Source organism: Parahaemophilus parainfluenzae, from assembly GCF_001055095.1.
Lineage (GTDB): Bacteria > Pseudomonadota > Gammaproteobacteria > Enterobacterales > Pasteurellaceae > Haemophilus_D > Haemophilus_D parainfluenzae_Z.
In genome coordinates, this window is the sequence record NZ_JVHG01000026.1 from 40,199 (window position 1) to 62,150 (window position 21,952).

General features: G+C 39.4%; 21 protein-coding genes. 14 read left to right on the top strand and 7 right to left on the bottom strand.

Annotated elements, in window-relative coordinates:
• Nucleotides 1-54 precede the first annotated feature (54 nt).
• A complete protein-coding gene (bioB, locus tag ADA56_RS09035) occupies nucleotides 55-1,071 on the top strand; it encodes a biotin synthase BioB (protein WP_049370228.1) in 1,017 nt (338 codons plus the stop codon).
• Nucleotides 1,072-1,116: 45 nt separating this feature from the next.
• Here bioB and suhB read toward each other — a convergent pair whose 3' ends face one another.
• Nucleotides 1,117-1,917, bottom strand: coding sequence for an inositol-1-monophosphatase (suhB, locus tag ADA56_RS09040; RefSeq protein WP_049370229.1), 801 nt, complete (start codon nucleotides 1,915-1,917; stop codon nucleotides 1,117-1,119).
• Between the two features lie 200 nt (nucleotides 1,918-2,117).
• Here suhB and ADA56_RS09045 point away from each other — a divergent pair, with 200 nt between their 5' ends.
• The 9 genes from ADA56_RS09045 to yfbR all read left to right on the top strand — a co-directional run bounded on the left by ADA56_RS09045 (nucleotide 2,118) and on the right by yfbR (nucleotide 10,997).
• Nucleotides 2,118-2,636, top strand: coding sequence for a hypothetical protein (locus tag ADA56_RS09045; RefSeq protein WP_049370230.1), 519 nt, complete (start codon nucleotides 2,118-2,120; stop codon nucleotides 2,634-2,636).
• Nucleotides 2,633-3,349 (top strand): PulJ/GspJ family protein, encoded by a 717-nt coding sequence (locus tag ADA56_RS09050; protein ID WP_080972369.1) that lies wholly within the window; start codon nucleotides 2,633-2,635, stop codon nucleotides 3,347-3,349. Before ADA56_RS09045 ends, ADA56_RS09050 begins: the two co-directional genes overlap by 4 nt.
• Nucleotides 3,346-4,032, top strand: coding sequence for a DUF2572 family protein (locus tag ADA56_RS09055; RefSeq protein WP_049370232.1), 687 nt, complete (start codon nucleotides 3,346-3,348; stop codon nucleotides 4,030-4,032). Before ADA56_RS09050 ends, ADA56_RS09055 begins: the two co-directional genes overlap by 4 nt.
• A gap of 13 nt (nucleotides 4,033-4,045) precedes the next feature.
• On the top strand, nucleotides 4,046-4,312 hold the full coding sequence (locus tag ADA56_RS09060) for a DUF5374 domain-containing protein (RefSeq protein WP_049364346.1): 267 nt from the start codon (nucleotides 4,046-4,048) through the stop codon (nucleotides 4,310-4,312).
• A gap of 37 nt (nucleotides 4,313-4,349) precedes the next feature.
• On the top strand, nucleotides 4,350-7,709 hold the full coding sequence (recC, locus tag ADA56_RS09065; RefSeq protein WP_049370233.1) for an exodeoxyribonuclease V subunit gamma: 3,360 nt from the start codon (nucleotides 4,350-4,352) through the stop codon (nucleotides 7,707-7,709).
• 77 nt (nucleotides 7,710-7,786) lie between these two features.
• Nucleotides 7,787-8,236, top strand: a complete 450-nt coding sequence (gene nrdR / locus ADA56_RS09070; RefSeq protein WP_005695670.1) for a transcriptional regulator NrdR — start codon at nucleotides 7,787-7,789, stop codon at nucleotides 8,234-8,236.
• A gap of 1 nt (nucleotide 8,237) precedes the next feature.
• Nucleotides 8,238-9,368 (top strand): bifunctional diaminohydroxyphosphoribosylaminopyrimidine deaminase/5-amino-6-(5-phosphoribosylamino)uracil reductase RibD, encoded by a 1,131-nt coding sequence (gene ribD, locus ADA56_RS09075; protein ID WP_049370234.1) that lies wholly within the window; start codon nucleotides 8,238-8,240, stop codon nucleotides 9,366-9,368.
• A 3-nt stretch (nucleotides 9,369-9,371) separates the two neighbouring features.
• On the top strand, nucleotides 9,372-10,394 hold the full coding sequence (gene degS / locus ADA56_RS09080) for an outer membrane-stress sensor serine endopeptidase DegS (RefSeq protein ID WP_049370235.1): 1,023 nt from the start codon (nucleotides 9,372-9,374) through the stop codon (nucleotides 10,392-10,394).
• Between the two features lie 6 nt (nucleotides 10,395-10,400).
• Nucleotides 10,401-10,997, top strand: a complete 597-nt coding sequence (gene yfbR, locus ADA56_RS09085; RefSeq protein ID WP_049370236.1) for a 5'-deoxynucleotidase — start codon at nucleotides 10,401-10,403, stop codon at nucleotides 10,995-10,997.
• 51 nt (nucleotides 10,998-11,048) lie between these two features.
• On the opposite strand, the gene ADA56_RS09090 is transcribed toward yfbR, so the two are convergent.
• A complete protein-coding gene (locus ADA56_RS09090; protein WP_049370237.1) occupies nucleotides 11,049-11,816 on the bottom strand; it encodes a TOBE domain-containing protein in 768 nt (255 codons plus the stop codon).
• A 134-nt stretch (nucleotides 11,817-11,950) separates the two neighbouring features.
• Here ADA56_RS09090 and modA point away from each other — a divergent pair, with 134 nt between their 5' ends.
• The 3 genes from modA (at nucleotide 11,951) to modC (ending at nucleotide 14,568) form a co-directional block, all read left to right on the top strand.
• The gene (modA, locus tag ADA56_RS09095; RefSeq protein WP_049384477.1) at nucleotides 11,951-12,715 is read left to right on the top strand and encodes a molybdate ABC transporter substrate-binding protein; all 765 of its coding nucleotides are present in this window, start codon (nucleotides 11,951-11,953) and stop codon (nucleotides 12,713-12,715) included.
• A 94-nt stretch (nucleotides 12,716-12,809) separates the two neighbouring features.
• A complete protein-coding gene (modB, locus tag ADA56_RS09100; protein WP_258172058.1) occupies nucleotides 12,810-13,526 on the top strand; it encodes a molybdate ABC transporter permease subunit in 717 nt (238 codons plus the stop codon).
• On the top strand, nucleotides 13,513-14,568 hold the full coding sequence (modC, locus tag ADA56_RS09105; RefSeq protein WP_049370240.1) for a molybdenum ABC transporter ATP-binding protein ModC: 1,056 nt from the start codon (nucleotides 13,513-13,515) through the stop codon (nucleotides 14,566-14,568). The genes modB and modC overlap by 14 nt, the downstream gene beginning before the upstream one ends.
• A 59-nt stretch (nucleotides 14,569-14,627) precedes the next feature.
• On the opposite strand, the gene dnaJ is transcribed toward modC, so the two are convergent.
• From dnaJ to dnaK, 4 genes are all read right to left on the bottom strand, one after another.
• Nucleotides 14,628-15,764: a molecular chaperone DnaJ gene (gene dnaJ, locus ADA56_RS09110; RefSeq protein ID WP_049370241.1), complete on the bottom strand. Its 1,137-nt coding sequence runs from the start codon at nucleotides 15,762-15,764 to the stop codon at nucleotides 14,628-14,630.
• A gap of 140 nt (nucleotides 15,765-15,904) precedes the next feature.
• Complete coding sequence (locus tag ADA56_RS09115) at nucleotides 15,905-17,173, bottom strand: O-acetylhomoserine aminocarboxypropyltransferase/cysteine synthase family protein (RefSeq protein ID WP_049370242.1); 1,269 nt, start codon at nucleotides 17,171-17,173, stop codon at nucleotides 15,905-15,907.
• Between the two features lie 75 nt (nucleotides 17,174-17,248).
• Nucleotides 17,249-17,647 (bottom strand): GyrI-like domain-containing protein, encoded by a 399-nt coding sequence (locus ADA56_RS09120; RefSeq protein ID WP_014065655.1) that lies wholly within the window; start codon nucleotides 17,645-17,647, stop codon nucleotides 17,249-17,251.
• Between the two features lie 120 nt (nucleotides 17,648-17,767).
• The gene (gene dnaK, locus ADA56_RS09125) at nucleotides 17,768-19,669 is read right to left on the bottom strand and encodes a molecular chaperone DnaK (RefSeq protein WP_049370243.1); all 1,902 of its coding nucleotides are present in this window, start codon (nucleotides 19,667-19,669) and stop codon (nucleotides 17,768-17,770) included.
• A 269-nt stretch (nucleotides 19,670-19,938) separates the two neighbouring features.
• Between dnaK and ADA56_RS09130 the strand changes: the two genes are divergently transcribed.
• Complete coding sequence (locus ADA56_RS09130) at nucleotides 19,939-21,441, top strand: YdgA family protein (RefSeq protein ID WP_049370244.1); 1,503 nt, start codon at nucleotides 19,939-19,941, stop codon at nucleotides 21,439-21,441.
• A 49-nt stretch (nucleotides 21,442-21,490) separates the two neighbouring features.
• Here the strand turns inward: ADA56_RS09130 and mgsA are convergent, their stop codons facing one another.
• Nucleotides 21,491-21,949 (bottom strand): methylglyoxal synthase, encoded by a 459-nt coding sequence (gene mgsA, locus ADA56_RS09135; protein ID WP_049370245.1) that lies wholly within the window; start codon nucleotides 21,947-21,949, stop codon nucleotides 21,491-21,493.
• Between the last annotated feature and the right edge of the window lie 3 nt (nucleotides 21,950-21,952).

The following is a 21,952-nucleotide window of genomic DNA, read 5'->3' on the forward strand; positions in this document are numbered from 1 at the left end:
AGAGTAATATGCTCAACTTAATAAAAGCAACGTTGCTTAAACGAGGAAAATATAATGACAACCACAAATGTAGTACAGCTTTCATCCGTTACACCTCATCCTTCAGCAGAATATTGGTCTGTTTGTAAAGTGGAAGCGTTATTTGAGACACCTTTTTTAGAATTAATCTATCGTGCGGCTCAAGTGCATCGAGAGCATTTCAATCCAGGCGCAATACAGTTATCGACGTTGATGTCGATTAAAACGGGTGGTTGTCCTGAAGATTGTGGCTATTGCCCTCAATCTGCCCGTTATCAAACTGGCGTACAAAATCAGCAGCTCTTGGATATTGATGAAATTGTTGAAAAAGCCAAAATCGCTAAAGCACGTGGTGCGGGGCGTTTTTGTATGGGCGCAGCATGGCGAGGCCCGAAACCAAAAGATATGGAAAAAGTGACAGCGATTATTCGTGCGGTAAAAGATATTGGCTTAGAAACGTGCGGTACTTTTGGCTTACTACAGGATGGTATGGCGGAAGAGTTAAAAGATGCAGGATTGGATTATTACAACCACAATCTTGATACGGCGCCAGAGAATTATCACAATGTCATTGGCACGCGCCGTTTTGATGATCGTTTAAGCACGCTAGGAAAAGTGCGTCATGCCGGTTTGAAAGTTTGCTGTGGCGGTATTGTAGGCATGAATGAAACCCGTAAAGAGCGAGCAGGCCTTATTGCGAGTCTGGCGAATCTTGATCCGCAGCCGGAGTCCGTGCCGATTAACCAATTAGTGAAAGTAGAAGGCACGCCAATGGCAGAGGCGGCTGATTTAGATTGGACTGAGTTTGTTCGTACTATTGCGGTGGCGCGTATTACTATGCCGAAAAGTTATGTTCGTCTTTCTGCAGGTCGTCAAGGCATGAGTGAAGAAATGCAAGCGATGTGCTTTATGGCTGGCGCAAATTCCATTTTCTATGGTGATAAATTATTAGTGACTGGCAACCCAGAAGAAGATGGCGATCAGCTTCTTATGGCAAAATTGGATCTTGAGCCGGAAACGGAAGAAAATAGAAAGCCACTCGACAGAAATTAGTCATAAAAAAAGTGCGGTGAAATTCACCGCACTTTTTATTGAGGCTTACTTAACTTGTTCGGTTAAGCAAGGCTGAATTTTATTTAGCATTTCTTTTAAAATACGCGCTGGTGCAGCCACGATGTTGCCTGAGCGTAAATAGCCATGACCCGCATTGAAATCACACACTAAACCGCCTGCTTCACGCACGATTAAATCACCTGCTGCGCAATCCCAAGGTTTTAAGCCCATTTCGAAATAACCGTCAACGCGACCGGATGCTACATAGCAAAGGTCTAATGCGGCAGAACCCGTACGACGGAAATCGGCAGCTTCATCAATTAAATTATTCATGATAGCAAATTGAGTTGCCATCAAGCTTGGTTGTTTGAATGGGAAACCGGTGGCTAAAATCGCCCCGTTAAGTTCATTTTGGCTATCTACACGTAAACGCACTTCATTTAATTTTGCACCTTCACCACGCACTGCAGTGAACAATTCATTACGAATAGGATCGTAAACCACACCTACTTCGGTACGGTTTTTTACACGGATAGCAATAGAAACAGAGAAATGTGGCAAACCTTTTACGAAGTTGGTTGTGCCATCTAGTGGATCAATCACCCATTGAATATCACTGTCTTTGCCTTCTAATGCACCACGCTCTTCACTGATAATTGTATGATCAGGATAAGATTTTTGAATGATTTCAATGATCTCAGCTTCAGCGGCTTTATCGACGCTAGTCACATAATCATTAATACCTTTTTTACTTGTTTGGATGTCATCACGGCGCTCATAGTTTTTAGCAATCACGTTGCCCGCTTTTCGTGCCGCACGAATAGCGATATTTAACATTGGATTCATATTTCCACCAGATTTTAAAGAACAGATAAATAGGTCGACTATTATAAGGGAGTTTTAGTAAATAGCCAGTTGAAAATGTTTAATTCACGGTTTTTCCCGTTTTTTAAAGGAAATTTGCGATCAGTATCGCAAGAATAAAGTAGCCAATTTGGCTTTCTTCTAAAGGACTTTTAAAGTGCGGTCAAAAAAGAAGGCATTTTATGTATAAAGGGATAACCTTATTAGAAACTTTGATTACGTTATTTATTTTAAGCTTAACATTAGCGTTTGCATTGCCTAAATGGCAGAAAAACGATCCCAAATATTTTCTCGAAAAAGAGCAACAACGGCTTTATTTTTTCTTACGTAATATTCAAGCGAGGGCGGAAAATTCATCGGCGATTTGGTTTATTTTGGCCAATCGAGATACAGCAAATCAACGTTGGTGTATCACAGCTCAAGTAAAAAGCGATCATTTTTGTGATTGTTTTCATCCCCAGAATTGTCCTAAAAACCTTTATGCGCATTTTTACTATCCTTATTTTGAAGGAAAAACGATGCTAATTGGCCCCAAACTATATCCGTCTGAAGTGGCGGTGAAATTTAATGGGGCCAGAAATACCATGGAAACGAATTGTTTTATGTTACAGGCGGAAGAGCATCGTACATTGTTCTCTTTTTTCAATGTGGGCACTATTAAATTAAAGTCTGATCAAGCGGCGAGTGCATGTACAAGATGAAACCTCTAAAAGGCGAAACATTGGTGAGTTTGTTGATTTCACTCGGCTTATCCGCTTTATTATTGTTATTGGTTGCTCAATTTTATGCCCAAACTCAGCAGCAAAATCAGCGTTTAATGTTACAACTTAAATTACAAGCGGAATTACAACGTACCATTCAACTCATCGGGAAAGATCTGCGTCGCGTAGGTTTTCGAGCCGCAAACCAAAAACTCATTGAAGATAATCTGGCTTTATTCGAATTAGACGAAAAGGGCACTGCAATAACCATTGCTCAAGCAGACAATGCACCATCAAATAGTTGTGTCTTATTTTTTTATGATTTGAATAGTAATGGTTGTATTGGTGAAAAATACACAAAAAATACCTGCGTAAATGGCGTTAAAAATGTGGCAAAAAATATCGAAAAGGAGCTATTTGGTTACAAACTTAACGGCAGAATGATCGAAACCAAACAAACTTATAAAAATGCGGTAAACGCGGATTGTCGTTCAGCAGAGTGTCAGCGTGCTTTAACGCAATCTACTTGTAACGCGGGTGGTGGATGGACAGATTTATTGGATGAAAAAGAGTTTGAGATTTCTCAATTACGTTTTGATTGGTTAAAGGCCGGGAAAGGGATTGAAATTAAACTCGCAGGGCATCTTGCCGCATATAAGCATATTCAATATGAAACTTCGCTTGTGGTGCCTTTGTTAAATCAAGAAGAATGATGATGAAAAAAGGGATTGTAACATTGACGGCACTGATTTTACTTTCGGGATTATTGGCATTGATCTTATTATTTGATGAACAGATCTTTGCGTTTTTTCGATCTCAAATGAGTCAGCGAAAATATTATGTAGAACAAAGCCTGGCGTTACAGAAAATCAGTCAGCAACAACAAACGCACATTTGCCAAAACTTGCCTTTAAATGGTGCTGAAAAAGTGAAACAAGTCTTTTTTGAGTCTTCAGGGGCAGAGGATAAAGTCGCTTATTCTGTTTGGTGTAAACGTGCAGAGTTATTTAAGAAATCGCCCACAAAAGGCATTAATGAAAATATGCTGCGAGATTTTATTTCCAGCGAAAAACAAGCTGATTTTCAACCGCACTTTGTGAAAGTAGATACTACTTTAACTGTTCAAAAAACACCGCAAGTATATTGGATAACGCAAAGCCAATTAGAAATTAAAGGGAATGTGAGTGGTATTCTGCTAGCAGAAGGAAATCTAACCTTAACCGGCAAAGGACGAATAAGCGGTGCAGTGATTACAGGTGGTTCGCTTAAGTTAGAGGAGGGAGTGACGGTGGCTTACGGTAAAGCCGTGGTAACAAAACTCGTACAAGAATATAGCCAATGGCGTTTGGTGGATAAAAGTTGGAGTGATTTAAGTGCGCAAGATCAAAGTGAATAATGGCATGTCGTTAATGTCACTTTTATTAGCCTTATCGATTTTCAGCGGGTTATTTTTGATTTTTAACCGATGGACGACTGAGCAACGAAAAAGTGCGGTCAGAATTTTTCAAGAATTTCAGGCGATTCAAATTGCTGAAAATCAGGCTCAACGTCAGTTTTTAGGCTTGTCTTGTGAAAATAGCGTAGAACAAAATGGCATTCAATTTGCAATTCAATGCAGTCATCATCAAGTGAATATACGCTATCCTCAAGGTGAATTTTTATTGAAAACCGAGTAAAATAACGCATTGTTTTTGCTTTCAAAAGGGCGTTACTTTGTTCGTTACTTATTATTCAAACCAACCAGAAATTCAAAAAGATATTTTAGTTTCGCTGTTGGAAAATTTACCGCAAGATGATCCGTTTCAATCTGACATTGTGTTGGTGCAAAGCCCTGGTATGGCACAATGGTTACAAATGGAAATTGCGAAAAAACGCGGTGTTGCAGCGAATTTTCAATTCCCCATGCCTTCCAGTTTTATTTGGAAACTTTACGCCGATAATTTGCCGAATGTTTCTACGCAAAACCCTTTTGAAAAAGATTCAACGTTATGGCGATTAATGCGATTAATCCCTACTTTTTTACAGCAAAAAGAATTTGAACCATTAAAAAAATATTTAGCGTCTTCACCTGCATCAGAACAGCAAAAACTTTATCAATTAAGCCTAAAAGTTGCCGATTTATTTGACCAATATCTCGTCTATCGTCCCGAATGGATTGCCGCATGGGAAGAAAATAACGATGAAAAGATCTTGGCTCAAATTAATCAGCAAAAGCAGGAGCTTTCGGCATTAAATCCTACCTTTCTTTCTCAAATTAAAGGCAATATTCACTGGCAGGGAATTTTATGGCGAGCCTTGGTGGATGATGTTCAACGTGATTTCGGTGGAAAAGCAAAACATCGTGCTGCACTCAATCAACAATTTTTAGCATTATGTCGTGATCCCAATGCGACACTCAACTTACCAGAACGTATTTTTATTTTTGGTATTCCAGCATTGCCAACAGTTTATCTCAATATTTTCCAAGGTATTTCAGCTAAAACAGATGTGCATTTATTCTTTAATAATCCATGTCAAGAATACTGGGGCGACTTGCGAGATCTGAGTAAATCTTATTTATTAGAAAGACAGCGTTTCGTGCAAGCAAGTGATGATGTGAAGCCTTTAATTTCAGCCGAGCAAGTGTCATGGGAACCCACCGACCTTGATTACACCAATCAACAAGAAGAATTGTTCAGTGGAAATCCACTTTTAGCCTCTTGGGGAAAAATGGGACGGGATTTTCTCTATCAATTAGTGCGAGATGAGGAAAATATTCAAGCTATTTCTCGTGATTACTATGCAGAACTTCCCGAAAAAACGTTGTTAGGGCAGATCCAAAATCAAATTTTGACGTTAAGCCATGGTGCATTAAATGTAGAGAAAAATGACCGCTCTTTGGTCGTGAAATCTTGCCATAGCGCGATGCGAGAAGTTGAAGTGCTGCATGATTATTTGTTGGATTTATTCAATCAAAATCAGCATAAACCAAAAGAAGAACAGATTACACCAAAAGATGTGGTGGTCATGGTGGCTGATATTAACCAATATACGCCTTATATTCAGGCTGTCTTTGGTGCGAATAGTGCGGATGCACCTACTATTCCATTCTCAATTTCTGACAGTAAATTGTCTGAAAGTGATGTGATCGTGTCGAGCTATCTTTCCCTGCTAAATTTAAGAGAAAGTCAGTTTGGCGCGGAAGAAGTACTGGCTTTATTGGATATTCCCGCTATTCGTGAACGTTTTAATATTGCCCTTGCAGATCTTGAACAAATCCGTGAATGGGTGAAAGAGTCGGGTATTCGCTTTGGTTTAGAAAAACTGCAGAACACACTGAATTTTAATGCGTGGCAGGCTGGACTTGAACGTATGACTTTAGGTTATGCGATGCGTGAAGAGCAAGGTGTTTGGCAAGACAGTCTTGGACTTGACAGTAGCTATGGATTGAAAGGGCAGTTAGTCGGTGCGGTGAATCAATTTTTTACAGCTCTAAATAAATGGCATCAAGATTTGCAAAAGGCACACAATATTGAAAAATGGCGTGAAAAATTGACCGCACTTTTGACGGATTTCTTTGTGCAAAATGAAGAAACTGCGGATACCTTATTTTATATTCAAGATTGTATCAATGCCTTTGCCGATGATTTGCAGACTGTCAATTTTGAAGAAACCTTGCAAGCGGATGTAATTGCGGAAGTGATGTCTGCATGTTTAGAAGAAACACCAAATAGCCTTCGCTTCTTAGCGGGGAAAGTGAATTTCTGCACGCTTTTACCAATGCGTTCTATTCCTTTCAAAGTGGTGTGTTTGCTTGGGATGAATGAGGCAGATTACCCACGCAGTCATACACCAAATAGTTTTGACTTGATGCAATATCATCATCAAAAAGGCGATCGTGTTCGTCGAGATGATGATCGTTACTTATTCCTTGAAGCCTTGCTGGCCGCAAGATCTCATTTTTATGTGAGTTATGTGGGTTGTTCAATTATTGATAATCAACCCAAAGAGCCTTCAGTATTGGTGAGCCAGTTAATTGATTATATTAATCATTATTCAGACAATGGCTTGAGAATTGAACAACATCCAATGACGGCGTTTAGCCCAAGTAATTTCCAAAATGAAGGGAAAATTAACCGCTCTTTTGCAAAAAAATGGCTACCGATTGCGCAATTCCAAGAACGAAAATGTCATGAATTTGTTGTGCCGATGGCAGAAAATCAAGAGCCAATAACGGAAATTGAACTCGATCGTTTTGTGAGTTTTGTTGAAAATCCAGTGAAATTCTTTTTTGAAAAGCAGCTTGGCGTATATTTCCGAGATGAAGATGATCGCATTGAAGAAAGTGAAAACTTTACGTTAAATGGTTTGGATCATTATCGCATTAGTAATGAGTTATTGCATTTAGAGGAAGCGAAATTTAACGATTATTTCGCCAAACAGCGAGTAAAAGGCATCATGCCACGCGGCGAGTTTGCGGAAGTTTGTGCGCAATCCATTCGTGCTGATGTATTGGCTTTTAAAGAGAAAATTAAGGATTATTCTTCACCCCACAGTGAGAGTGTTGATTTTGTGGTGGAAACGGCACAAGGCAGTATTCGCTTGTTTGGCTATATGGAGCCATTATTTGGCGATGAAAATCAGATAATCGAATGGCGATTTGCAAAATATAAAGAGCGTTATCGTATTCGCCCATGGCTCTATTATCTCATTCAACTGGCGACAAAAGAGAACGCACTGCCACCACGTATTATCGCTAAAGATAAGGATTTAACATTAAAAACAATAGAAAAATCAACCGCACTTGAGAAATTGAAAATGTATGTTGAGGCTTATTTACAAAGCCAGCAACAAATTCAGCTCATTCCAACGGAAAATATAGCGAAGTTTATTGAAAAAGATGAAAGTGCGGTCAATTTTGACAATGTTTTAACGAATATCGAATCCCTTGCGAAAGATGATAGCTATAGTTATAGAAAAGCCGATCCTTATTGGACAAGGGTATTGGGTCAAACAGAACAACTTAAATCGCAGGATGGTCTCTTGCAGTTGGTGAAACAAACCACATCCTGGTTTGGAGAAATGTTGTCTTAACGCGGATCTTCAGATCGAAAAGATCTTGGATTTTTGATAAGATGTTAACTTAAGAATCATTTTGAAAAGGAGCTAAAATGCGTTGTCCGTTTTGTTCAACTGAAGAAACTAAGGTGATTGACAGCCGTTTGGTTTCTGATGGGTATCAAGTGCGTCGTCGTCGGGAATGCGGGAATTGTCATGAACGCTTTACCACCTTTGAAACGGCCGAATTAGTGGTGCCAAAAATTATTAAAAATGATGGGTCACGCGAGCCGTTTAACGAAGATAAATTGCGTAGCGGTATTCAACATGCGTTAGAAAAACGCCCTGTAAGTTCGGATGATGTGGAAAAAGCCATCAGCCATATTATTATCCAATTACGTGCGACAGGTGAGCGCGAAGTGCCAAGTCATCTCGTGGGCAAATTAGCCATGAATGAGCTGAAAGAATTAGATAAAGTGGCGTATATCCGTTTTGCGTCTGTTTATTTGAGCTTTGATAATATCAATGAATTCACCAAAGAGATTGAAAGCTTAAAGGATTAATATGAGTGACACCTTTTCCCCTGATGACGTGAAATTTATGCAACTGGCTCTTGAGCTTGCGGCAAAAGGGCAGTACACCACCGCACCTAACCCCTCCGTAGGATGTGTGTTAGTTAAATGCGGTGAAATTGTCGGGAAAGGGTTTCATTTTAAAGCCGGTCAGCCTCATGCAGAACGTGTGGCGTTGGCAGATGCCGGTGAGAAAGCTAAAGGCGCAACTGCGTATGTGACACTTGAACCTTGTTCTCATTATGGTCGCACACCACCTTGTGCATTAGGTTTAATTGAAGCGGGTGTCAGTCGAGTTGTTGCCGCCATGGCAGATCCTAATCCGCAAGTGGCAGGCAAGGGCTTAAAAATGTTAGCTGATGCAGGCATACCAAGTGCGGTCAATTTATTGAATGAACAAGCTGAAGCCTTAAATAAAGGTTTTCTCAAACGCATGCGAACTGGCAAGCCTTATGTGCAGCTAAAATTAGCCATGAGTTTAGATGGTCGAACAGCCATGGCGAGTGGTGAAAGCAAGTGGATCACAGGTGACGCAGCCCGTGCGGATGTACAAAAAATGCGAGCCAAAGCGACCGCACTTTTATCAACAAGTGCCACCGTGTTAGCCGATGATCCAAGCTTGAACGTGCGTTGGAATCAATTCCCCGATGATTTAAAAGCAGAATATGCTGAAGATACTGTGCGTCAGCCTATTCGTGTGATCTTAGATTCTAAAAATCGAGTTCAACCAAGCCATCAATTATTCCATACCCATTCGCCAGTTTGGCTTGTGGGTTCAATTCCACGAGATATGTCTGTATTCCCTGATTTCTGTGAGCAAATGTTACTGCCAGAAAACTATGATTTCGATATGTTGATGACAGAATTAGGCAAGAAACAAGTGAATTCTGTTTGGGTTGAAGCCGGTGCCAATTTAGCGGGTAGCTTGATTGAACAACATGCTGTAGATGAATTAATCATTTATGTCGCCCCGAAACTCTTGGGAGATAAAGCTCGAGGATTATGCCAACTTCCGCATTTGGAAAAACTTGCTGATGCCCCATTGTGGCAACTGCAAGAATGTGAAAGAATTGGGGATGATTTAAAACTTAGTTATTTACCTAACTTATTAATAAAAGAATAAAAAATGTTAAAAAAACTTTTCCACTCCGCCCTTTGGGGGCTTGCTGCGGCAGGTGTTATTTTATTTGCCGTTCCTAAGCTCAATAACAGCAGCCTTTTCTCTGCTGATGATATCGTTTCGTTCAATAGCGCCGTGAGAATTGCTTCTCCTGCTGTGGTGAATGTGTACAACCGATCTTTTTCTTCTGCCAGTATTAATGATAGCGATCAATTACAGGTAAATAACTTAGGTTCTGGCGTGATTATGACCAAAGACGGTTATATTCTTACCAATAAACACGTTATTCAAAATGCCGATCAAATTGTGGTAGCGTTGCAAAATGGCAATATTTATGAAGCCAATTTAATTGGCTCAGACAATTTGACAGATCTTGCGGTATTAAAAATTAAAGCAACCAATCTTTCGACGATTCCACAAAATAAAGAACGCCAAGTACGAGTTGGTGATATTGCTTTGGCTATTGGTAACCCGTATAACCTTGGTCAAAGTGTTTCCCAAGGGATTATCAGTGCGGTAGGACGCAGTGCCGTAGGCGATTCTTTAGGTCGTCAAAACTTTATTCAAACCGATGCATCAATTAACCGTGGTAACTCAGGTGGTGCGTTGATTAACTCTGCTGGCGAATTAGTAGGTATCAGCACGTTAAGTATTGGTAAAACAGCCAATGAAATTGCGGAAGGTCTGAATTTTGCGATTCCAATTAGTATTGCTAATGATGTGTTATATAAAATTATTCGCGATGGCCGCGTGATTCGTGGTTATTTTGGGGTACAAAGTGAAATCACTGCTAACTCAAACGGTGGTATTGTGATTACCGGTGTGACAGCGAATAGTCCTGCCGCTAAAGCAGGCATCCAAGTGGGGGATGTGATTTTACGTTTAAATAAACAAGATAACTTATCTATTCGTGAAATGATGCAAATTATTAGTGATACTAAACCGAATACAGAAGTCATTGTTACTGTTTCTCGCTTAGGTAAAGTGATTGATCTTCCTGTGGTTATTGAAGAGTTACCATCTAACTAAGGACATATCGTGGAAGTTAAAACCAGTCACTTTTTTGCCTGTTTAGATCGTCTTCGCTTAATTCAGCGTTGGTCATTGATGCGCAATATTGAAAAGGAAAACTTAGCAGAGCATAGCCTGCAAGTTGCCTTTGTAGCACAAGCCTTAGCCATTATTAAAAATCAATTTTTTGGTGGGGAAGTAAATCCTGAGCGTATTGCGGTGATGGCGATGTATCATGATACCTCTGAAATTTTTACGGGTGATCTGCCAACCCCAATTAAGTATTTCAATTCTGAAATCACTCATGCTTACAAAGACATTGAAGCGGCTGCAGAATTGCATTTAATTAGTTTGCTCCCGACAGAATTACAAGATAGTTTTGCACCATATTTAGATAGTGAGCAATTTAGCCCGGAAGAAAAGCATATAGTAAAACAAGCAGATTTGATTTGTGCCTATATCAAAGCTCAATTTGAATTAGAGCATGGTAACCACGAATTTAAAACAGCGAAAAAACGCTTAGAAAATTTAATGGAACAATGGCACAGCCAAGAAATGGATTATTTTTTACAGGTCTTTTTGCCAAGTTTTGGGCGTTCGATTGATGAGATCGCGTTATAAGCGAAAATAAAAAAGTGCGGTTAATTTTGACCGCACTTTTTGTTTCTAAGATTACTTCAATGTTGCTAAAATGATCTGTTCAGGATCCACGTGTAACCACACATCTTGTCCCACTTTCCAACCATCTTTGCTATGAATACTCGCACAAAATTCAATTGAGCTGTCCTTTATTTGCAAAATCGCTTCTTCATTCTGCATAGAAAGAATCGTCGCTTGGAAAAGGTTATTTTTTTCTTCTAATGGGGTGGCGCTAATTTTCACCCAAGGGGCTTTAAACATGACCATCACTTCTTTTTCAGTAATGAGTCTGAGGCGCTCAGCGCTGCGCATTGTGATTGAAACATGTAATGGATAAGCTAAATCCTGAATGTTTACTGCAACAATGCAGCGGGAATCCACAATATGTTGGCTTGCCACTTTACCGAAAAATTGATTGCGAGCGCTACTTTGTAAGGAGAATTTTGCTGTTGCTGAAAGCAGGCTGTTTAACGGGATCGTCTCATCTTGCAGAATATGGAACGCGTGCTCTTGTGTTTGTTCGAGTAAATCATAAAGCTGCAGCAAACGCTCAGCATAAGTAGTTAATGAAGTGCCACCCCCATTTTTCCCACCGATATTACGTTCTAAAAGCGGTTTGGGGCTGATTTTATTCATTGCCTCAAGGTGATCCCAAGCACTTTTATAGCTCACTTTAGCGTTTTTAGCCGCTTGGTTGATTGAGCCACATTCTTTAATTTCTTTTAAGAGGCGAACTCGTTTTGGATCAATAAATAATTCTTGATGAAGTTTGATCGTCAGTAAAATTTCAGTTTGTTTCATCATCTCCTCCTAATACACAATTCTGTTTATTTTACTTGATCTTTAAGTTTTTCTGTATGCTTATTTAAAAATTCAAGTTATAATTTATCCGCAGTATATTTTTTTATATATAGTTTCATTTATATAGGAGATAAATAATGAAATTAACTAAATTTGCAACCGCACTTTTAATTGCGGGTATGGGGGTATCTTTTGCTGCATCAGCAAAAGTGACTGTATTTGCTGCAGCTTCAATGACTGATGCGTTACAACAAATTGCGGATCAATACCAAACTGAAAAGCCAAATAATACCGTCGTTTTCTCTTTTGCTTCTTCTTCAACCCTTGCCAAACAAGTTGAAGAAGGTGCACCTGCAGACTTATTTATTTCAGCTAGCAACAAATGGATGAAATATTTATCAGATAAAAATCTCACCGTAAAAGAAACGGAAAAAGTATTAGCGGGTAATGAATTAGTATTAATTGCACCGGCTAAAAGTGCAGCTAATTCAGTGGATATTGCCAAAGGTGAATGGATTAAAGGCTTAAAAGACAGCTATTTATCTGTGGGTGATCCTGCACATGTTCCGGCAGGACAATATGCTGAAGAGTCATTAACCAAATTAAATTTATGGGATCAAGTCAAAGATAAATTAGCGCGTGCGAAAGACGTGCGTGGTGCATTAGCCTTAGTTGAACGCGCTGAAGCCCCTTATGGTATCGTGTATAGCACTGATGCGAAAGTGAGTAAAGACGTGAAAGCAGTCGGCGTATTCCCGAAAGACAGCTATAAACCAGTTGAATATCCGGTTGCGATTTTAAAAGATCATGACAATGCAGATACCCGTGATTTCCTTAATTACTTAGAATCAAGTGCAGCGAAAAAAATATTTGTTGAATATGGTTTCTCTGTGAAATAATGAGCTCAGACTTTATAAAGAAAGGACAGGAAACTGTCCTTTTTGTTATCTCTAAAGAAATTTCGTCATATCGATATATACACAAGGAAATATTTTGCTCTCTTGGTTTCAATTAAGCCCGATGGAATGGGATGCGATTCACTTAAGTATGAGTGTCGCATTGAGTTCTATGCTTTGGAGTTTGCCTTTTGCGATTTTTATCGCTTGGTTACTGGCTCGTAAGGAATTCTACGGTAAGTCACTGATTACAGGAATTATTCATCTGCCTTTGGTGTTACCGCCAGTGGTAATTGGTTATTTATTATTAGTCGCCATGGGGCGTAACGGTTTTATCGGTAAGTATTTATATCAATGGTTTGGTGTATCCTTTGGCTTTAGTTGGAAGGGTGCGGTATTAGCTTCCGCGGTGGTAGCATTTCCATTAGTCGTGCGGGCGATTCGTCTTTCCTTGGAAAGCATTGATTTTAAATTAGAGCAAGCTGCACAAACGCTTGGTGCTTCGCCTTGGCGAGTCTTTTTTACAATCACGTTGCCTCTTTCTTTACCTGGTGTATTGGCGGGTTTAGTATTAGGTTTTGCTCGCTCTTTAGGGGAATTTGGTGCAACCATTACTTTCGTTTCCAATATTGCAGGGGAAACCCAAACCATTCCTTTAGCGATGTATTCATTTATCCAAACACCGGGCGCAGAAGCACAAACTGCACGCCTTTGTTTGTTTGCGGTGATCCTTTCATTAATTTCTTTATTGCTTTCCGAAGCCTTAAGCAAACGGATGCAGAAAAAATTGGGGCAAGGCGATGCTACACATTAATGTACAACAACAATTAGGTCGCCTGACCTTACGTGCGGATCTGCAATTGCCAACTCAAGGTGTGACGGCTATTTTTGGTTTGTCAGGTTCGGGTAAAACCTCATTGATTAATTTAGTGAGTGGTTTAACTCATCCCGATCAAGGATTTATTCGTTTAAATGACCGCACTTTGGTGGATGTGGAGAACAGTGAGAATCTTCCCGTACATCAGCGTAAAATCGGCTATGTATTCCAAGATGCGCGTTTATTTCCTCATTATAATGTCAAAGGTAATTTGCGTTATGGCATGAAGCATGTCAGCCGTGAAGATTTTGACTATATCGTTCAGCTCCTTGGTATCGAACCGTTACTCAAACGCTATCCGCTTACTTTATCGGGAGGCGAAAAACAACGTGTGGCGATTGGGCGAGCCTTATTAACAGATCCTGATATTTTATTGATGGATGAACCGCTTTCTGCTTTAGATGTGCCTCGTAAACGTGAGCTCATGCAATATTTGGAAAGTCTATCCAAAGAAATTAATGTGCCGATTTTATATGTGACGCACAGTTTGGACGAATTATTACGTTTGGCCGATCGCGTGGTGCTGATGGAAAACGGTAAAGTGAAAGCCTACGACACCTTAGAAAATGTCTGGAACAGCCCGTTATTTGTCCCTTGGAAAGGTGAATCGGAGCAGAGTAGTGTGTTGGCATTGCCAGTATATTTACATAATCCAACCTATAAAATGACCGCACTTTCTTTGGGCGAACAACAGCTTTGGATTAATGAAGTGCATCATCAAGCGAATGAAAAAGTGCGTGTCTGTATTTATAGTTCCGATGTATCGCTCACTCTCAGCAAGCCAGAGCAAACGAGTATTCGTAATATCTTACGTGGGCAAATTGTACAAATCATTCCGCAAGAGAATCGCATTGATATTGCGGTGTTGGTGGAAGGGCATAAAGTTTGGGCAAGTATCAGTAAATGGGCGTTTAATGAATTGCATTTCGCTCAAGGCATGGAGGTTTATGTGCAAATAAAAGCGATTTCAGTCGTATAAAGTAAAAGTGCGGTCAATTTCAAAACAGTTTTAAAATTGACCGCACTTTTTGTTTAGGTTTACTTACCTAAGTTATCAAAGAATTTCTTCACACCGTCTAAAAAGCTTGAAGATTTCGGACTATGCGACTTTTGTCCTTTCAAACTTTCTTCCAGTTTTTCTAATAATTCTTTTTGTTCTTTATTTAAGTTCACCGGTGTTTCAATCACTACGCGACAAATGAGATCGCCTGCGTAGCCGCTACGAGTAGAGCTCACCCCTTTACCACGCATACGGAAGAGTTTGCCGGTTTGGGTTTCAGCAGGGATTTTGAGTTTCACTTTACCGTCTAAGGTTGGAACTTCAATTTCACCACCTAACGCAGCCATTGAGAAACTGATTGGCACTTCGCAGTAGAGGTTATTGCCATCACGTTCAAAGATATGATGTTCTTTAACGTGAATAACCACATATAAATCACCTGCTGGAGCACCATTTTCGCCCGCTGCACCTTCACCGCTTAAACGTAATTGGTTGCCTGTATCTACACCTGCAGGGATTTTAACGGAAAGGTTTTTCTTCTTGTGAACACGACCTTCGCCATGGCAGCTTTTACATGGTTTTTCAATTTTCTTACCAGAACCATGACAAGTAGGACAAACCGCTTCAGTTACAAAGAAACCTTGCTGACGACGAATACGACCTGAACCATGACAGCTTGGGCATGTCTCAACTTTTGATCCTTTTTCTGCGCCAGTACCATCGCAGCTATCACAGTGAGCAAGGGTATTAATCTGGATATCTTTGGTTGTACCTTTTACGGCTTCTTCTAACGTAATTTGGATGTCATAACGTAAATCTTCACCGCGTACTACACGCTGACGACCGCGTCCGCCACCGCCGAAGATATCACCGAACATATCTCCAAAAATATCACCGAAATCAGCGCCGCTGAATCCGCCACCGAAGCCACCGCCTCCCATACCGCCTTGTTCAAAGGCTGCATGGCCGTATTGATCGTAAGCAGCACGCTTTTCTTTATCACCTAAAATTTCATAGGCTTCTTGGATTTCTTTAAATTTTTCTTCTTTGGCTTTATCACCTTTGGTTCTATCAGGGTGATATTGCATGGCGAGTTTTTTGTAAGCACGTTTAATTGCTTTTTCATCTGCGCCACGTTCAACACCAAGAACGTCGTAATAATCTTTCTTTGCCATAATGTTTTCGTTTTCCGTTTAAAAATATAAATTTAAAAAATTTTATTTTGTTATTGTATGGTATTGAGTTAACAACATACCTAAGAATAAAAATAATGTCGAAGTCAGAAATATCAAGGGTAAATTCGTTAATTTATGACTTATTTTGCTGCTGCGAATGCTTGCTCTAAGTCAGCTAAAATATCTTGAATATTTTCAATACCGCAAGAAAGGCGAATAAGTCCTGCAGAAATCCCCGCTTTTTCTAATTCAGCTTCACTTAATTGGCGGTGCGTTGAAGTCGCTGGATGTAATGCACAAGTACGAATATCGGCTACGTGTACTTCACGAGAGGTCATTTGCAATGCGTTTAACCATTTTGCCGCAGTTTCTTTGTCACCTTTAATTTCAAAGGAAATGACGCCACACAAACCGTTCGGTAAGTATTTTTGTTTGAGTGCGTAATCTGGCGAGCTTGGTAAGCCAGGATAATTCACTTTAACGACTTGCGGATGTTTTTCTAAAAACTCGGCTACAGCCTGTGCATTTTCATAATGACGTTGCATGCGAAGTGCAAGGGTTTCCATACCTACATTTAATAAGAAACTATTTTGTGGTGCTGGTGTAGCACCTAAATCACGCATTAATTGAACACGCGCTTTGACAATATAAGCTGCAGGACTAAAGGCTTCTGTATAAACTAAACCATGATAAGTTTGGTCTGGCGTGCTTAATTGCGGATATTTGCCGTTATTCCAATTAAAGTTACCGCCATCAGTAATGGAGCCACCTAAGGCAATAGCATGACCATCTAAATATTTAGATGTGCTGTGAATGACCACGTTTGCGCCAAATTCGATTGGGCGACAAAAATAGGGGGTGGCAAAAGTGTTATCAATTAATAATGGCGCCTCTGCAGCTTTCGCTAAGGCAGCAAATTTTTCAATATCTAATACTCGTAAAGCAGGGTTAGCAATAGTTTCAGCAAAAATAGCTTTTGTATTTGGACGAATCGCTTTTTTGAGTTCTTCAAGTGGTAAGTCTTGATCCACAAAACTCACTTCAATGCCCATTTTTTTGAATGTATGGGCAAATAAATTGTAAGTACCTCCATACACATAAGAAGAGGAAATAAAATGATCGCCGGCTTCTAAAATATTCAACATCGCATAGAAAACCGCAGATTGACCAGACGCAGTACACATTGTTGCAACGCCACCTTCAAGTACCGTAATTTTTTCTTCCGCAGCATTTGTCGTTGGGTTTGCTAGGCGAGTATAGAAATAACCTGCAGCTTGTAAATCAAATAGCTTGCCAATTTCTTCTGCAGAATCGTAGGTATAAGTCGTGCTTTGTACGATAGGTTGAACACGTGGCTCAGCGTTTTTAGGGCTATAGCCAGCATGGAGGCATTTCGTTTCGAATTTCATTGTTTTTTCCTTTGGTTGTGTTTGTTTTGGGGATAAAGTGCGGTCGTTTTTTATAAAATTTTATGCACTTTGAGTTTAGCAATGTGGTACAACAGCGATATAAATTTCTACCAAACCATCAGAGTGGTATTTTTCAAAATCCACCGAATAAGCCCGCTTAAGTAAACCTTGTTGTTCTTTTTTCCAGATTAGTTGCCATGTTTGATAAATTTCATTTACTTTGCAACGAAAAACTTCGTAGAAACTCAAATCTTCAATTTTAATCACCGGAATATCTGTCTCTAATACTACTTCACTTGCAATCGCAAAATCATAGTCTGCTAGGTGATTCGTAGCATAATTAAAATAGATGCCATAACAACAGTGACCTTGTGGTAGTTTATCAAGATTGTTTTGCCAAAGGGTTGAGATTATCTCATTTGCTATGTTGTTATTTAAGCGTTGTTGTACGATTGGGTAGAGTTTTAACGCCATTTATCCTCCGGGTTTATTTTTCCTGACTTCACTTTTTTAAATAAAGTCAGGAAAAATGACATTTAATGAATATGCCAAAAGGGCGTATCGCTACGCCCTTTGATTTAGGTTAAAGTGAAATTATTTGTTGTCTTTCACTTCTTCAAACTCAGCATCAACAACATCATCATTTGGTTTGCTGTTGCTTTGAGCTTGTTGTGCATCAGCTTGTGGTTGAGCCGCTTGAACAAGTTTTTGCGCAACTTCTGCAAGCGCTTGAAGTTTAGCTTCGATTGCTGCTTTATCTTCGCCTTTCGCTGCAGTTTCTAAATTGCTTAATGCGCTTTCAATTGCTGCACGATCTTCAGCTGGAACTTTGTCACCTGCTTCTTCTAATTGTTTACGTGTGCTGTGTACAAGATGATCTGCTTGGTTGCGAGCTTGTACTAATTCTTCAAATTTACGGTCTGCTTCAGCGTTTGCTTCTGCATCACGAACCATTTTTTGAATTTCTTCATCACTTAAACCTGAAGAGGCTTTAATGGTGATTTGTTGTTCTTTACCAGTACCTTTATCTTTCGCAGAAACGTGGATGATACCGTCAGCGTCGATGTCGAAGGTTACTTCAATTTGTGGCATACCGCGTGGAGCTGGGTTAATGCCTTCAAGGTTGAATTGACCTAACGATTTATTCGCTGATGCTTGTTTACGTTCACCTTGTAACACGTGAATGGTTACTGCACTTTGGTTATCTTCTGCTGTTGAGAACACTTGCGATTTTTTAGTTGGAATCGTCGTATTTTTCTCAATTAAGGTAGTCATCACACCACCCATGGTTTCGATACCTAAAGATAACGGTGTTACGTCTAACAATAATACATCAGTTACATCACCCGCTAATACACCACCTTGAACTGCTGCACCGATAGCAACGGCTTCATCCGGGTTCACATCTTTACGAGGTGCTTTACCGAAGAATTCTTCTACTTTTTGTTGTACTAATGGCATACGGGTTTGACCGCCCACTAGGATAACATCATCAATTTGTGATGCACTTAAGCCAGCATCGTTTAATGCAACTTTTACAGGTTCAAGTGATTTAGCCACTAAATCTTCTACTAAAGATTCTAATTTAGCACGAGTTAATTTAATGTTTAAGTGTTTAGGACCTGTTGCATCTGCAGTGATGTAAGGTAAGTTCACATCAGTTTGTTGTGCAGAAGAAAGTTCAATTTTCGCTTTTTCACCCGCTTCTTTTAAACGTTGCATTGCAAGTGGGTCATTACGTAAATCAACGCCTTGTTCTTTTTTGAACTCATCCACTAAGTAGTTGATTACACGGTTATCGAAGTCTTCACCACCTAAGTGAGTATCACCGTTGGTTGCTAATACTTCGAAGGTTTTTTCGCCACCTACTTCATCAATTTCGATGATAGATAAGTCGAATGTACCACCACCTAAGTCATATACAGCGATAGTTTTGTTGCCTTGACCTTTATCTAAACCGTAAGCTAATGCAGCTGCTGTTGGTTCGTTGATAATACGTTTAACTTCTAAGCCTGCGATACGACCGGCATCTTTTGTTGCTTGACGTTGAGCATCGTTAAAGTATGCAGGAACAGTGATTACTGCTTCAGTCACTGGCTCACCTAAGAAGTCTTCTGCAGTTTTCTTCATTTTTTTCAATACTTCTGCAGAGATTTGTGGTGGTGCAAGTTTGTCACCTTTTACATTTACCCATGCATCACCATTGTCTGCTTTGGTGATTTCAAATGGCATAATGCTGATATCACGTTTTACTTCAGCATCTTCAAAACGACGACCGATTAAACGTTTGATTGCGAATAATGTATTTTTCGGGTTGGTCACTGCTTGGCGTTTTGCCGGTTGACCCACTAAAATTTCGTTATCATTTGTATAAGCGATAATTGACGGGGTAGTACGATCGCCTTCTGCGTTTTCAATTACGCGTGGTTTATCACCATCCATTACAGCGACACAAGAGTTTGTTGTACCTAAGTCAATACCAATAATTTTTCCCATGTTGTTACTCCTAATTAAATTTTAAATTCGTTGTAAATTGTTACGATGAATAAGATGTGGATACTTTTTCGCATTTCAAGAGGCAAGATTTAAAATTTTTTCTTCCTTTTAAAGTGCGGTCATTTCCGTTCTTGTTTTACAAAATAAGTCCAGAGATGAGAAGTTCAAGGGGGGGATATAAAATTATTTTTGAAAAATAAGAAAAAAATTGTAATTTGTGATAAATTGCCCGCAATTTTAATCATCTATTAGTTAGCAAAGGAATCAAAATGAAAAAATCAACTGTAGCATTAGGTGTCATTGTAGCCCTTGGTGTTGTCGGCGTCGGTGGTGCATGGTTTACTGGTGAAAAAGCACAAACTGAATATTTACGCCAAATTGAATTAGCGAACCAAAAATTACAAAGTTTAGGTTTGTCAGATTCAGTGAATCTTGTTTATAAAAATAAGCAATTTGATCGCAGTTTCTTTACCTCTCAAGTGGAAGATGAAGTGGTTATTTCTTTACCAAAAGAAGGACAAGTATTTACAATTCCACTTTCAACCAAGCTTTATCACGGTCCATTTCCACTTAATCAGCTAGAAAAATTCAACTTTGTACCAACAATGTTTTCTGCACAAGGTGTGATTGGTAAAAATGAAACAACTCAGCCGTTATTTGATTTTCTTAAATCAGATAAACCTGTTCAATATCAAGCTTCGACTAGCTATAGCTTAGCAACAAAAGGTAAAGTTGAATTAGCAGCAGGGGAAATGACAGATCCTCACTCACCGCAAAATAAGATCTCATGGTCAAATATCAACATTGGTTTCGATGTAGATAAAGATCGAGCAGGTAAATATGACATGACCTTAGACGAAGTGACTGCTGATTTAGGCCCTAGCAGTGCAGATGGGGAAGATAGCCAGGACGCTACTGCAGTTAAATCAGTAAAAACAAAGATGAAGGGCATGAAATTAGATGCTTCATTCAACCCTACAAAATGGGCTTATATTTATACGGGGAAAGGTTCTTATACAACTGAAAGCTTCGAAATGACGAGCACGGATTATGCTGGGAAAACGACCTCTCTTATTGAAAAAGGTTTAAAAGCGACCTCTGATTTTTCACTTAATGGTGATTTTGTAAACTTCAAAAGTGAAAGTACAGTAGATTCATTCGTGTTAGATGGAAAAGAGTTAGGGAAATTAACTAACAATAGCGAGTTAAATCATATTGAAGCAAATGCAGCAAATGCGTTAATTGAAGCTGTTTTCACTGTCTTTAAGTCAGTCAGAGATGATAAAAATGTGAATGATGAAGTGGTATCTGAAATTTTAAGTTCATGGGTTGAAAATCATGGTATGGCTATTTTTAATAATCAGCCTCAACTTAAACTCAACCCTGTGTCAATTTCAGATAATCAAGGTAAAGTGTCATTAGATTTAAATGTGGCGTTAGCGAAAGATCCGAAATTTGATTTAATGAAAGGGAGCTTATATAAACAATTTACGGATTTTGCAGTGCATATTCATGTAGATAAAGCGACAGCAGAAAAAATCCTGACACAATTTTCTCCAAAAGAAGATAAAGCGTTGATTAAAGAGAAAATTGAAGAGCAAGCTAAACAAGCGGCGGCACAAAATATTGTGGTGAATAACGATAAAAATGTGACGCTTGCCCTAGTGCTCGAAAAAGGCGAACTCAAACTTAATGGTCAAGTGATTCCTGAAGAGCAGGTGCAAGGCGTGCTGTTTATGTTAATCATGAGCGCAGCAATGCAGGGTAAATAATTAACGACTAAATAAAGGAGATAAAGTGATTTATCTCCTTTTTATTTGGTTAATTTAAACGCGCTTTTAAATATCCTTCATAATCAGGGATATCAATATTGATTTCTTGATCAAATAAGCTTGATGTTAAAAGGAAATCGGCTGTGCTTTGATTAATCGCTACGGGAATATTCCAAACAGTAGCAATACGCATGAGCGCTTTGACATCGGGATCATGTGGTGCTGCGTTCATCGGATCCCAAAAGAAAATCATCATATCAATTTTTTTCTCAGCAATCAGTCCGCCAAGTTGTTGATCGCCACCCATCGGGCCACTTAATAGCGAGGCTATTTTGAGTCCCGTTTCTCTTTCCAATAGATGGCCTGTTGTACCTGTCGCATAAAGTTGATGGGGAGCAAGTGCATCTTTATGTTTCTTTACCCAATTGAGCAGATTTTGTTTACAGCTGTCATGTGCAACGAGCGCTATGCGTTTATGAGAAAAGATTGGGCGAGTTGTCGTATTCATATT